The sequence below is a fragment of the Paenarthrobacter sp. NPDC018779 genome, assembly GCF_044391085.1.
In the GTDB taxonomy this organism is placed as follows: domain Bacteria; phylum Actinomycetota; class Actinomycetes; order Actinomycetales; family Micrococcaceae; genus Arthrobacter.
Genome location: NZ_JBIRZS010000002.1, coordinates 57,150 through 69,232, shown reverse-complemented (window position 1 = coordinate 69,232; position 12,083 = coordinate 57,150). Strand labels below are relative to the sequence as shown.

Genomic DNA, 12,083 nt, shown 5'->3' with positions numbered 1-12,083 from the left:
GTCGGTTCGGATCATTGCTCAGAAGCTCAACGATTGCCTTGAGGGTAAACGCCCATCGGTGGCGGGCTGGACTCTTGGGGCGATTGAGGGTGTGCCGAATGAGCAGCCTATTCAGCTTGACGATGATGTGACTATTCCGGGGACTTCGGATCATCCGTTGTATCAGCCGTTTGATTGGATCCTGACTGGTTCCCGTAACGCTTAGGACGCTCGTGTGGCGTCCTTTTTTCTTGCCCTGAAAGGGGTTCTCCATGTTTGTCCGTGTTAAGGACTCCACTTCTGGGCATGAGTTTGATGTGTCTGAAACGGATTGGCGGATTGAGGCGGGCCATTTGGTTCGTGTGAAGTCTGACCGATTCCCGCCGTCGCCTGTTGCGCGGCTTCCGAAGTTCAATGTCGGCCCTGTGAAGGCCGCACCATCTAAGAAGGAGCCTTCGAATGGCTGACATTCCCTCGACCCCGGCTGACGGGAACACTCTCGTCAAGCTTGTTACTGCTATCGCTGATACGTCGGCGCCGAAGGTTGCTACTGAGTTGAATGCGGCGTCGTCCGTGGATATCTCTTGCTACCTGACTGCTGGCGGTTGGAAGCCGTCCTTGTCTGAGCAGGTCATCACGGATGAGCGTCTTTGCACGACTCAGACGTATGAGCAGAAGGGCCGTTCTCAGCGTGGCCTTGATGTGGAGTACATCGATAACACGAACTCCACGAACGCGGCTACTTACAACAAGGCGAAGGACACTCTGGTTCCTGGTACGCCGATGTTCGTTGTGGTTCGTACGGGTCTGCCGTATGAGACTGCGTTGGCTGCTGGTCAGAAGGTGACTGTTTACCCGGTTACTCCTGGCGAGTACAACGAGTTGCCGCCTGAGGCTAATTCGGTGTTCAAGATCGGTCAGAAGCTTTTTGTGACTGGCAAGGTCAAGATCAGCACCGCGACTGTCGCCTAGCGCGGCTTGTGTTAACTCCTGCCTGCCCCTGTGTTGTGGGACCGGGGGCAGGCAGGCTCCACGTCCCACTCGTCCCACTTACTGACTTTGGAGTAGTAATGGCTTTGACTGTGAAGCGTCCTGAGACGCGGGTTCCGTTTTGCCTTGATGGTGATTTGAAGGCTGCGCATGAGGCGGCTGAGGCGGCGTTTGTTGCTGAGCGGAATAAGGGGCTTGGTGATGAGCGTCTTGTTAGTCCGGTGAAGGCTTTGGCTCAGCGGGTTGCTGAGGTTGAGGCTGAGATGAAAGCGGCGACGGTTGATTTCCTGGTGCGTGGCATGAAGCGTTCGGCTTGGAATGATCTGGTTGCCGAGCATGCGCCGCGTGAGGGTAACGCCGTGGATAAGTCTTATGGCTTCAACCTTGAGACGTTGATGATCCAGGCTATTCCGGCGTGCATTGTGGGTGTTGAGAATCAGGCCGGCGAGGCGTTGGAGTTCGAGCCCGCGAAGGAGTGGGATCCCCTCGCTGATGACATGACTGATTCTCAGTATGAGGATTTCGTTATGGCTGTTTTGCGGGTGAATAAGGGGCGCAATGAAGTCCCTTTTTCGCTCAGCGCCTACAGGACGATCCAGGCCTCAGATCAGATGTAGAAGCGGCGCTTGAGCTTGGTATTTCGTTGAAGCGGTTTCATGGGTGGGAGCCGCGGACGACGTATGAGTTTGACGACTCAGGGCGGGTTGTTGCGTCTCGTCCTGAGTCTGAGTGGGATGAGTCGCAGCAGACGGCTGTTCTCGCTCTACTGCATTACCGGAACTCGTTATGCCCGAAGTGCGGTGGGCCTATTTCGTTGTGCACGGATCCGGCGAACGAGATGAAGTATGAGGCTGGTTTACCGATCCGGTGCCATGCTACGACTGCGAGGGGTCGTGCTGCCGAGGCTTACCGTGATCTGCCCGGTTCTGACGCGCTGATGTACATGCCCCGCTTGAAGGATTAGCGCTTTTCGATTACCGCGAGGACTCGTTTTCCGAATCCGATAGCAGCGAGGATGAGCCCGCCAATGAGCATGATCCACGCGAATGGTGTTGGCGCTCCAGGTGTTTCGACGGTTCGGAACGTTCCTGGTTGCAGTGTGACGTGCGTTGTCGAGAAGCCAACGATGACGAGCAGCAACCCGATGGCGGCTAGCGCGGCTTGTGTTAACTCCTGCCTGCCCCTGTGTTGTGGGACCGGGGGCAGGCAGGCTCCACGTCCCACTCGTCCCACTTACTGACTTTGGAGTAGTAATGGCTTTGACTGTGAAGCGTCCTGAGACGCGGGTTCCGTTTTGCCTTGATGGTGATTTGAAGGCTGCGCATGAGGCGGCTGAGGCGGCGTTTGTTGCTGAGCGGAATAAGGGGCTTGGTGATGAGCGTCTTGTTAGTCCGGTGAAGGCTTTGGCTCAGCGGGTTGCTGAGGTTGAGGCTGAGATGAAAGCGGCGACGGTTGATTTCCTGGTGCGTGGCATGAAGCGTTCGGCTTGGAATGATCTGGTTGCCGAGCATGCGCCGCGTGAGGGTAACGCCGTGGATAAGTCTTATGGCTTCAACCTTGAGACGTTGATGATCCAGGCTATTCCGGCGTGCATTGTGGGTGTTGAGAATCAGGCCGGCGAGGCGTTGGAGTTCGAGCCCGCGAAGGAGTGGGATCCCCTCGCTGATGACATGACTGATTCTCAGTATGAGGATTTCGTTATGGCTGTTTTGCGGGTGAATAAGGGGCGCAATGAAGTCCCTTTTTCGCTCAGCGCCTACAGGACGATCCAGGCCTCAGATCAGATGTAGAAGCGGCGCTTGAGCTTGGTATTTCGTTGAAGCGGTTTCATGGGTGGGAGCCGCGGACGACGTATGAGTTTGACGACTCAGGGCGGGTTGTTGCGTCTCGTCCTGAGTCTGAGTGGGATGAGTCGCAGCAGACGGCTGTTCTCGCTCTACTGCATTACCGGAACTCGTTATGCCCGAAGTGCGGTGGGCCTATTTCGTTGTGCACGGATCCGGCGAACGAGATGAAGTATGAGGCTGGTTTACCGATCCGGTGCCATGCTACGACTGCGAGGGGTCGTGCTGCCGAGGCTTACCGTGATCTGCCCGGTTCTGACGCGCTGATGTACATGCCCCGCTTGAAGGATTAGCGCTTTTCGATTACCGCGAGGACTCGTTTTCCGAATCCGATAGCAGCGAGGATGAGCCCGCCAATGAGCATGATCCACGCGAATGGTGTTGGCGCTCCAGGTGTTTCGACGGTTCGGAACGTTCCTGGTTGCAGTGTGACGTGCGTTGTCGAGAAGCCAACGATGACGAGCAGCAACCCGATGGCGGCTAGCACTAACCCGATGATGAGCAGCTTTGTTCCCGGTCGCCTGTTTGTGGTCGCCGTCTTTTCCGTCATCCCGCAATTGTAGGGCATGGCGCTTTCTTTCAGGAGGCCCGTTTATGGCTGATCGTTCTATTTCGATTGCGCTTGAGGCTCGTGTTCAGGGTTTTGTTGCTGGGATGCGGACGGCGCAGCAGTCGGCTTCTGATTTTGCGTCTCGGACGGCTGCTTTTGCGCGTGAGAACGAAGAGCACATGGACCGGGTTGGCAAGGGTGCGATGGTTCTTGGCGGGGTGATGCTTGCCGGGTTCGCGCTTGCTGTGAAGTCTTTCATGGAGTTTGACGCTGCGATGTCGGAGGTCCAGGCGTCTACTCATGAGACTGCCGGCAACATGGAGTTGCTGCGTGAGGCGGCTATCAATGCGGGCGCTGATACGGCGTTCTCTGCCGCGGAGGCCGCGAAGGGCATTGATGAGCTGGCTAAGGCTGGCGTGTCCACGAAGGAGATTCTTAGCGGCGGTTTGACTGGCGCGTTGTCGTTGGCTGCTGCTGGGTCGCTTGAGGTTGGTGACGCTGCGGAGATTGCCGCTACGGCACTCACTCAGTTCAAGCTGGCAGGCAAGGACATCCCACACCTTGCGGATTTGCTGGCGGCTGGTGCTGGTAAAGCGCAGGGTTCGGTTGAGGACATTGGTAACGCGCTCAAGCAGTCCGGTCTTGTTGCGTCTCAGTTTGGTTTGTCAGTTGAGGATACGACTGGAACGCTGGCGGCGTTTGCTTCTGCTGGCCTTGTGGGTTCTGACTCTGGCACGTCGTTCAAGACAATGCTCCTGGCGCTTGCTAACCCTGCCAAGGAAACGCAGAGCCTCATGAACGAGTTGGGCATCTCGGCTTATGACGCTCAGGGCAAGTTCGTTGGTATTACGAACCTTGCTGAGCAGTTGAAGACAAAGCTTGGCGGTTTGACTCAGGCGCAGCGTGACGCGGCGTTGGCTCAGATCTTCGGTACTGATGCTATCCGTGGCGCGAATGTTCTGTATGAGCAGGGCGCGAAGGGTATCCAGGCTTGGATTGATCAGGTCAACGAGGCTGGTTACGCGGCTGTCACGGCTTCGATCAAGCAGGACAATCTGCGCGGTGATCTTGAGAAGCTTGGCGGTTCGTTTGATTCTGTTCTGATCAAGGGTGGTTCTGGGGCTGCTGAGGCTTTGCGTGGTCTGGTGCAGGGCGCCGAGGATCTTGTTGACGCTATCGGGAAGATTCCGACTCCGATCCTGAACGCTGGTATTGGTATCGCTGGTGTTGCTGGTGGTGCGCTGCTTCTGGGCGGTGCGGTGTTGACGCTACTCCCCCGGCTGGTGGAGTTCACGGCTTCTTTCAACCGGATCGCGCCGGCAGGTTCACGTGCCCGGACTGCTATCACGGGTGTTGGCAAGGCCGCTGCTGGTGCTACTGCTCTGCTGGTGGCGTTGCAGGCGGCGTCTGCAATATTTAGTGAGAAGAACACGAAGTCTGCTGAGGATTTCGGGCAGGCGCTTCTCAAGTTGCAGAAAAACGCGAAGGGCGGCGGTGAATCCCTTTCTAGCCTTGACTCGGTGTTCACGGGCTGGAACAAGATCGCTGGTATCGGTCCTGATATTGATTCGGCGGCTGATGCTGTCAAGCGGTTGACTCATCAGGACTTCACGGACGTTACCTTGAACAAGCCGCTTGATGGTTTGCGTGAGTTCATCACTGGTTCTAAGGGTGAGATTGGGCAGCTTGAGGACCGGTTCAAGTCCTTTGGCGAGACGATGGGTAACCTAGCGAAGAACGGCGGCGCGGAGACTGCTGCTGCTTCCTTCCGTGAGCTGTCCAAGGAGTTCGAGAAGAACGGCAAGACCGCTAAGGACGCCCTTGATGCCCTGCCTGGGTACAAGGACGCTCTGCAAGGGCTGGCTAATCAGTCTGGTGAAACCCTGAATGATCAGGAGTTGCTTGACTTCGCGCTGGGTAAGATCCCGCCGTCTTTGCAGAAGGCTGAGAAGGCTACTCAGACGTACATGACGGCTGCTGGTGATTCGGCGCCGATTACTGAGGACATGGCGAAGGCCCTTGAGGATGTTGGGCTTAGCGCTTATGGGTCTGTGACGAGCCTTGAGAAGTTCACTCAGGCTTTGTTTAACGCGGCGAACCTGTCTTTGTCCGCTTCGGATGCGACTATCGCGTATGAGGCGGCGTTGGACGCGCTTACTGCGTCGGTTGCTCAGAATGGTCAAACCCTTGATGTGACGACTGAGGCGGGCCGGAACAACCAGACGGCGTACAACAATATCGCCAAGGCTGCCATGGCTTCGGCTGAGGCTACGGCTGCTGAGACGTTGGCAACACAGGGTTCTAAGGCTGCGCAGGATAGTTTGCAGGGTAGCTTGCAAGCGTCTTACAACGACTTGATCAAGGCTGCTGGGCAGTTCGGTATCACGGGTGACGCTGCTGATGCTATGGCGCGGAAGGCTTTGGGTATCCCGAAGGATGTTCCGATCAAGACGTGGGTGAATGACTTCGCCACGGAGAAGCTTGATGCGATCAAGGGCAAAGCGGATGCGCTGAACGGCAAGGTTTCGACGGTCACTATTCAGACGATCCAGGAAACCTATAACCGGGTTATCAATGGTGGCCCTGATCCTAACCGTCCGGGGCAGGCTGCTCCTATGGCTGTTGGTGGCGCGGTGATTGGTCGCGGACAGAAGGGTGTTGATTCGGAGCTTCGGTTGTTGGCTCCTGGTGAGCATGTGCTTTCCGACCGTGATGTTGACGCTATGGGTGGTCAGGCTGCGGTGTATGACTTCCGTAGGCAGCTCCATGGTGGCGATGCGGGTTACAAGTATGCGCCGGCTGCGGCTCCTGCGCGGACTGTTGTTGCTGCTCCTGCTGACGCGCCTATTACTCCGACTGCGGTTTATGTTCAGAACCCATTCACTGGGAAGTATTTGTTGGCTCAGGTTGATGCGCGTGCTGAGGGTGTTGTTGCTGGCGCGGATGCTTCCTCGCCTTATATGCGGAAGGGGCGCTAATGGCTGTGGCTGTTTCGGTGGAGTCGTTGCCGGGTGGGCCTGCTCCGAAGGCTGGCGTGACTGTTACTGGGCTGGGCGTGGGTTCAAGTGTGGTGACTGTTTGGCGGACGGTTGATGGTGAGCGTGGCCCGGTTCGTGGTGCGCGTCGTGTTGTGATGAATGATGCGGGGTTTGTGACGGATTGGGATGCTCCCATTAACCGGCCTGTCGCCTATGAGATTGAGGTGCTGTCTGGTCCGGGTGGGCCTGCTCGTGCAACTGCGGCGGCGATCACAATCAGCTCGGTTACGGGTTGGCTGATGGATCCGTTTGTTCCTCAGTCTGCTGTGCCTGTTTTGGGTGAGCCGCGGAATAACGGTGACATTTACTTGCGTGGTCAGGCTTTGGCTGAGTTGGAGTACGCGGCTGATGTGTCCCTGTTCAACGTGATGGGCTCTAAGAAGCCGCTTGGGTTGTTTGGTGAGCGGATGGCTGAGCGTGGTGTTGATTTGGCGCTTGGTACTCGGTCGGCGGTGGAGTCGAAGCGGCTCAAGGAGTTGTTGCGGTCGAGTAGTGGTTTCTTGTTCCGCCCGGGCCCTGACCTTGACGGCCTGATGCTGGATCCGCTCATGTTCATTGGTGCGCCGTCCGTGTCTCAGGTGCCTGTTGATACGGCGTGGGGCGGTGAGCTTACTTGGTGGAATTTCAAGGCTGACACTGTTGCGGCTCCGACGATCAAGGTTCTGACAGCCACGTTTACTTACGGGGATGTGCAGTTGTTGACCGCGACGTATCAGCAGAAGCAGACAGCCATGGCAGGCAAAACCTATTTGGATGATTTGAAGAACCCGCTTAGCTAGGAGCAGCCTGTGCGTCGTGTTGATGTTGAGACGTTGGACGCTCTTGGTGGTTCGAGGCCTGGGGATTCGTTGACGGTTTGGGCGTGGCGGGCGGGTTCGCTTGTCGTGCCTGAGCCTCTCCAAGTTTTGGATTGGTCGTTTGAGGATTCTGCTGGTGACAACGTGAAGGTTGGTCAGCGGATCAGTCTTACGGTCGCGGATCCTGACGGCACGTTGGGGGCTTGGCGGTTTGATGACCCTCTTGGTGTTGGTGGCACGCGGTTGCAGGTCATCTATAACGTGGGTGGTTCCGGGGCGATCAACTATGGGTGGTTCCGGGTGACCGGTAATGCGCCTGTTGAGTCGCGTGAGTCGCGGGTCATTGATGAGTACGGGTATATAGAGCCTGATGGTTCGTTGCCTGCTCATAAGCGGCGCGTGTTCATTCAGACCGCTGTTGTGAAGCTCGATGCGGTTGACCTTACCGGGGATGTTGACCGGGACCGTTTGCAGGCTCCTGAGTCACCGAAGGCCGGCGCGACTGTTGTTAGCGAGTTCAAGCGGTTCACTTCCCGGTATTTCCCGACTGTGGTTGACGCGGGCGTTGTCGATACCGCCGTGTCTAGGCAGCTTGTGTATGACAAAGAACGCCTCGAAGCGTGCCAGGATCTGCTCTCACGGGTATCTGCCCGTTACCGGATGGGTGGTGACGGCGAGGCACATATTTACCCGCAACGGGGCGCCTCGGTTCTGAGGATTGAGCCGAACGCGGGCCTTGTGTCCGTGACGCGGGATCAGTCCATTGACGGCCTGTATAACCGGTGGGTTGTTGAGGGTAAGAACGTCGCTACCGGGGATCCGGTGTTTGGTGTTGCCGATCTGGAATCTGGGCCACTTAAATATGGTGGCGACCATGGACGCGTCCCATACTTCTACAGCTCGGAAATGATCACGACGGTTGCTGAGGCGACCACCTACGCGCAAGAGCTGCGGGACAAGTTCCTTGATGGCCTCGCGGTTGAGTTGGCTGTCACGACGATTCCACGACCTGAGTTGCAGGCCGGCGACCGAATAGAGATTGGTTGCCCAGTCCCTTCCGGGCATGTTGTCTACCTGCCGGGGGATATCACGGCGATTCGGCGGCAGGGTGACACACTCCCCCGCGAAACAAGCCTGACTGTTCGGTGCGCTTACACGGATGTCATAGCCGCGCTTGACCGCACTGAATGGGCGAAACACATCACCGGGACCATGCCAGAACTTACGTGGAACATGATGCCCGCAAGCTGGGGCTCACTGCCCGCTATTCAGTGGGATCAACTTTAGGAGGGTGCCGCTTGGTTGCTTTGTCTAAGACATTGGCGGCGCTCCCTCCTGATGGGTTCCGGGTTGAGTTCGGCACCGCGTATTGGGATGGTGGAGAGTGGTGGGCGAACGTCCGCGGTTCGCTGCTGATGGCGCGTTGGATGGACCCTATCCAGCCGCAGCAGGGCGGGAAAATCGTTGTCGCGATCATGACTGACGGCATGGGCTTGTCTACGGCGCTTGTTCTGGGCGCTTACACGGACCAGCCAAGGCCGTCTACGGGGTCCGTGTTGACGGTTGGTGTGGATGAGATTGTGTTTTCCGGTGATGACGGCGGCACGTACGCAACTAAATGGTTCATAGGCCCAATCTCGGGTTATGCACCTGGGGATCCTGTGATGCTCTCCTGGGACGCGACACGGGCAACGATCATTGGTGAGATACCTGTGATCGCACCGCCCCCGGCTGGTGACCCGTTGCCGCCTCCTGTTGCTGTTCCCGTGGAGCAGTCGGGGCAGGAAACCCTTGTGGCCACGGCTTCGGATACGTGGGGTGTTGGTGGTTGGGGGCGCTGGGCTGGTTCCACAAACGGCGGCGAACAAGTCTATTCGGGCTCCTACGCTGGTCAGACAATGACCGGCTCCTGGTTCTACGGAGCACCAAGGCCAGCGCTCGCGGGTAAGACGATCACAAGGGTCCAGTTCCGTGTCCCTGACCGCCTCGAAGTCGGCTCGAATAACAGTGCGGCGACGATGCATGTTTACGCGCACACGTCTCAATACAGGCCCGGTGGTGACGTTGGCCGCAGCGTTGGCCCGTTTGATGTGGTTCTTGCCGCACATCAAGACCCCGCATGGATTGACCTGCCCACCAGTTTCGGTGCGGTCATCGCTGCCGGTGGTGGCATCTCCATCGCCGGGGATCCATATATCGGTTTGAACGGGCGCCGCAAAGACCCTGACTCAGGCAAGCTCCTAATTGACTGGAAGATCTGATGACACAGACTTTGAAAAACAAGGTTGTCGTGCCTACTAACAGCGACGCATACAACCTGACAGCGGACCTTGCCACGGCTTTCGGCGGCGCTAACGTTGTCATCCCCATTGGTTCCGCTTCGGAACGGACCACGCTAACAAACGCCGGGGTTATGACTGGGCAGTGCATCATCCGCACAGACCTGCCCGGGCAACCTATTGAAACGTGGAACGGCACTAAGTGGCTGGACTACGCGGCGGGGAACATCACACTTAACGGCAGTGGAGTGTATCAGGCATATGGTGCCGGGTACGGTTCTCCCACGTATGAGAAGCTGCCAACAGGGCGGGCAACACTGTCAGGTCTGATTGGGTGCACAACTGCCACGATCACGATGACTGCTAACACAGGCTACCTGCTGGGCACTATCCCCAGCGCTGTTGCCCCTGCCGCTGATGAGCTGTACAACCCTGGCACGTCTTCAGCGATGGGTAACAAGTGCACGTTGTACGTCCGGTCTAACGGGAACATCACTTTTGAAACGGCTTCCGGGTTCTCTGGTATTTCGCAGGCGCAGTTCTTCATCGGCCTTGGCGGGATCAACTGGCGGTCCAAGCCATGACACTGCCTCAGTGGATGAGTGATGTGATTGCGGTGGCTCCCTGGTTGGGGGCCATTCTTGTTGCTGCTGTCGCTATTCGTTTCGCGGCGAAAATGTTCGGCCCCACAGTCAAGAAAGTCCTGAACTTCCTGGATGACTGGAATGGTGAACCGGCGAGGCCGGGTGTTCCGGCCCGTCTTGGGGTGATGGCCCGGTTGGATGAAATGCACCACGAGCTGCACCCTAACCACGGATCATCGTTGGCTGATGCAGTGAACCGTACTGAGGCGGCGTTGAAGGAACACATCGCGAACTGTCCCCCGCCGCAGCAAACCACTATCAACGTGAACACCCCGGAGGTGCGGCAATGACTTACCCAGTAAACGCGCCTATCTCGCAGAACTTTGGAGATAACCCAACTGCTGGGATCCGGCCCGGCTCTCCTGATTACTGGATCATTCAGCAGTTCGGCAACTATCAGCCAGACGGGCACACTGGCATTGACTTTAGCTGTCCTGTTGGTACTGAGGTTTCCGCCGTAGCGTCCGGCAGGGTGCTGCATTCCGGGTGGATGGCTGGTACTTACGCGGACAATCCGTGGTGGGTTGCCCCTGGTTTCGCCGGGATCTGCATGGTCATTGATCACGGGACGTTCATCGGCATCTACGGGCACCTGTCCCGCAACATCGTCCCCAAGGGTGCGTGGGTCAATGAGGGTGACGCTATCGCACTGTCCGGTAACACGGGCGGCTCTACCGGCCCGCACCTCCACTTCGAGGTGCTGCCTGACGGGTACAACCTGAACGCACGCTTCTACGGGCGCGTCAACCCGCTCCCCTACCTCGGCTCAGCCTCCATCGGCCCAGCCGGCGACATCAAGAAAACAACTGAACCTGAGGAAGACGACATGACTCCCGAAGATCGCCGCATGCTCAAGGCTGTCTATGACGCCATTTTCAACGGTGGAACGTCCATGCCTGAGGGTAAGCCCCTCAAGGATCTCATTCACGACAACTTCACCACCGTCAAGGCATCCCTTGGCCGTGTGGAGACGAACACCAAGAAGGAGGCCTGAGATGGGTGATCATGTGGCTGATGCGTCTCAGACCCGTTACCCGTGGCGGGCGACTGTCCGGACGGTGATTGCGTTCGTTGGTGGTCTGGCTTTGGCTGCCCCGTTGCTTTACACGGCGGTGACTAATCAGAGCCCTGAGGCTGCCACCGGCGCGGGTCTGACGGCGCTGACTGTCGCTGGCGCGATCACGCGGCTCATGGCTAACCCGTTCGTGAATGAGTGGCTTACCCGGCTTGGTCTTGGTGCCGAGCCGAAGCAGACCAACTGACTACCCCGCAAATTTCGGGGCCGCACCGTTTCGTGGTGCGGCCCCTCGTGCTTAAGGAGGCCCGTTCGTGGCTGTTGTAACTACGCCTCTTGGGTTCAAGAAGCCTGACGGGAACGAGCTAGTTCGGGACGGCGACAACGTTATCTCTGATAACGCACAGAAAGCCGAAGATCGATTCCAGGAGGACCGGTCGCGGCTCAGCGCTATCGAGGCTAAGAATGCCGCCCAAGACGCAGCTATTACGGCTGCTCAGTCAGCAGCACAAGCCTACGCAGATGGCAAAGACACTGCCAACCGCGCTGCCTGGGCTGCCGCTGATGCCGCCACCCTAGCGAGCGCTAACAGCTACACAGACACGCAGGTAACAGCCGACCGCATCCGGCTTACAACGCTGGAAAGCACTACAGTCCCACAGGCCCTAACTGACGCAAAAGCCTACACCGATGCGCAGGTGGCCCCTGACCGAGTGCGCCTAACAAACGTCGAAACAAAGAACACCCAACAAGACGGGCGCCTAACAGCACTCGAAGCGGTTGCCCCAAAGGTGTCCAATATCGCTCTAGACAGTGACGGGAACCCCTACTACTCGCCCGGTTCCACAGAGGTTCACGTCATCCCTGACGGCGACGGTGAACCCTACTACATCACATTCATGTCAGCTTCCGCTGACACTGACGGCGCCCCCTACTTCTAAGGATCC

Annotated in this window: 13 protein-coding genes; 12 read left to right on the top strand and 1 reads right to left on the bottom strand. The window is 57.7% G+C overall.

Annotation, left to right across the window (positions count from 1 at the left end):
* Positions 1-438: 438 nt before the first annotated feature.
* From ACH488_RS02495 to ACH488_RS02485, 3 genes are all read left to right on the top strand, one after another.
* Complete coding sequence (locus tag ACH488_RS02495) at positions 439-951, top strand: hypothetical protein (RefSeq protein WP_397322040.1); 513 nt, start codon at positions 439-441, stop codon at positions 949-951.
* Positions 952-1,049: 98 nt separating this feature from the next.
* Positions 1,050-1,586 (top strand): hypothetical protein, encoded by a 537-nt coding sequence (locus ACH488_RS02490; RefSeq protein WP_397322039.1) that lies wholly within the window; start codon positions 1,050-1,052, stop codon positions 1,584-1,586.
* Positions 1,587-2,222: 636 nt separating this feature from the next.
* Positions 2,223-2,759, top strand: coding sequence for a hypothetical protein (locus ACH488_RS02485; protein ID WP_397322039.1), 537 nt, complete (start codon positions 2,223-2,225; stop codon positions 2,757-2,759).
* Positions 2,760-3,102: 343 nt separating this feature from the next.
* On the opposite strand, the gene ACH488_RS02480 is transcribed toward ACH488_RS02485, so the two are convergent.
* Complete coding sequence (locus ACH488_RS02480) at positions 3,103-3,363, bottom strand: hypothetical protein (RefSeq protein ID WP_397322038.1); 261 nt, start codon at positions 3,361-3,363, stop codon at positions 3,103-3,105.
* Positions 3,364-3,407: 44 nt separating this feature from the next.
* On the opposite strand from ACH488_RS02480, the gene ACH488_RS02475 reads away from it, so the two are divergent.
* The 9 genes from ACH488_RS02475 to ACH488_RS02435 all read left to right on the top strand — a co-directional run bounded on the left by ACH488_RS02475 (position 3,408) and on the right by ACH488_RS02435 (position 12,077).
* Entirely contained in the window at positions 3,408-6,341 is a 2,934-nt protein-coding gene (locus ACH488_RS02475; protein ID WP_397322036.1) for a phage tail tape measure protein, read from the top strand.
* A complete protein-coding gene (locus ACH488_RS02470; RefSeq protein WP_397322035.1) occupies positions 6,341-7,180 on the top strand; it encodes a hypothetical protein in 840 nt (279 codons plus the stop codon). Before ACH488_RS02475 ends, ACH488_RS02470 begins: the two co-directional genes overlap by 1 nt.
* A gap of 9 nt (positions 7,181-7,189) precedes the next feature.
* The gene (locus tag ACH488_RS02465; protein WP_397322034.1) at positions 7,190-8,485 is read left to right on the top strand and encodes a hypothetical protein; all 1,296 of its coding nucleotides are present in this window, start codon (positions 7,190-7,192) and stop codon (positions 8,483-8,485) included.
* Positions 8,425-9,459, top strand: a complete 1,035-nt coding sequence (locus ACH488_RS02460) for a hypothetical protein (protein ID WP_397322033.1) — start codon at positions 8,425-8,427, stop codon at positions 9,457-9,459. The genes ACH488_RS02465 and ACH488_RS02460 overlap by 61 nt, the downstream gene beginning before the upstream one ends.
* Positions 9,459-10,061: a hypothetical protein gene (locus ACH488_RS02455; RefSeq protein ID WP_166188087.1), complete on the top strand. Its 603-nt coding sequence runs from the start codon at positions 9,459-9,461 to the stop codon at positions 10,059-10,061. Before ACH488_RS02460 ends, ACH488_RS02455 begins: the two co-directional genes overlap by 1 nt.
* Before the next feature lie 14 nt (positions 10,062-10,075).
* Positions 10,076-10,411, top strand: a complete 336-nt coding sequence (locus tag ACH488_RS02450; protein ID WP_166188055.1) for a hypothetical protein — start codon at positions 10,076-10,078, stop codon at positions 10,409-10,411.
* Positions 10,408-11,115: a M23 family metallopeptidase gene (locus ACH488_RS02445; RefSeq protein WP_397322032.1), complete on the top strand. Its 708-nt coding sequence runs from the start codon at positions 10,408-10,410 to the stop codon at positions 11,113-11,115. The genes ACH488_RS02450 and ACH488_RS02445 overlap by 4 nt, the downstream gene beginning before the upstream one ends.
* Before the next feature lies 1 nt (position 11,116).
* On the top strand, positions 11,117-11,383 hold the full coding sequence (locus tag ACH488_RS02440; RefSeq protein ID WP_397322031.1) for a hypothetical protein: 267 nt from the start codon (positions 11,117-11,119) through the stop codon (positions 11,381-11,383).
* Between the two features lie 67 nt (positions 11,384-11,450).
* Entirely contained in the window at positions 11,451-12,077 is a 627-nt protein-coding gene (locus tag ACH488_RS02435; RefSeq protein WP_397322030.1) for a hypothetical protein, read from the top strand.
* The last annotated feature ends 6 nt before the right edge of the window (positions 12,078-12,083 follow it).

Bases quoted from the DNA above. Each gene is read 5' to 3' on its own strand.
- ACH488_RS02475 (WP_397322036.1), top strand. From the start codon at position 3,408: ATGGCTGATCGTTCTATTTCGATTGCGCTTGAGGCTCGTGTTCAGGGT.
- ACH488_RS02495 (WP_397322040.1), top strand. From the start codon at position 439: ATGGCTGACATTCCCTCGACCCCGGCTGACGGGAACACTCTCGTCAAG.
- ACH488_RS02440 (WP_397322031.1), top strand. From the start codon at position 11,117: ATGGGTGATCATGTGGCTGATGCGTCTCAGACCCGTTACCCGTGGCGG.
- ACH488_RS02470 (WP_397322035.1), top strand. From the start codon at position 6,341: ATGGCTGTGGCTGTTTCGGTGGAGTCGTTGCCGGGTGGGCCTGCTCCG.
- ACH488_RS02450 (WP_166188055.1), top strand. From the start codon at position 10,076: ATGAGTGATGTGATTGCGGTGGCTCCCTGGTTGGGGGCCATTCTTGTT.
- ACH488_RS02445 (WP_397322032.1), top strand. From the start codon at position 10,408: ATGACTTACCCAGTAAACGCGCCTATCTCGCAGAACTTTGGAGATAAC.
- ACH488_RS02485 (WP_397322039.1), top strand. From the start codon at position 2,223: ATGGCTTTGACTGTGAAGCGTCCTGAGACGCGGGTTCCGTTTTGCCTT.
- ACH488_RS02480 (WP_397322038.1), bottom strand. From the start codon at position 3,363: ATGACGGAAAAGACGGCGACCACAAACAGGCGACCGGGAACAAAGCTG.
- ACH488_RS02455 (WP_166188087.1), top strand. From the start codon at position 9,459: ATGACACAGACTTTGAAAAACAAGGTTGTCGTGCCTACTAACAGCGAC.
- ACH488_RS02490 (WP_397322039.1), top strand. From the start codon at position 1,050: ATGGCTTTGACTGTGAAGCGTCCTGAGACGCGGGTTCCGTTTTGCCTT.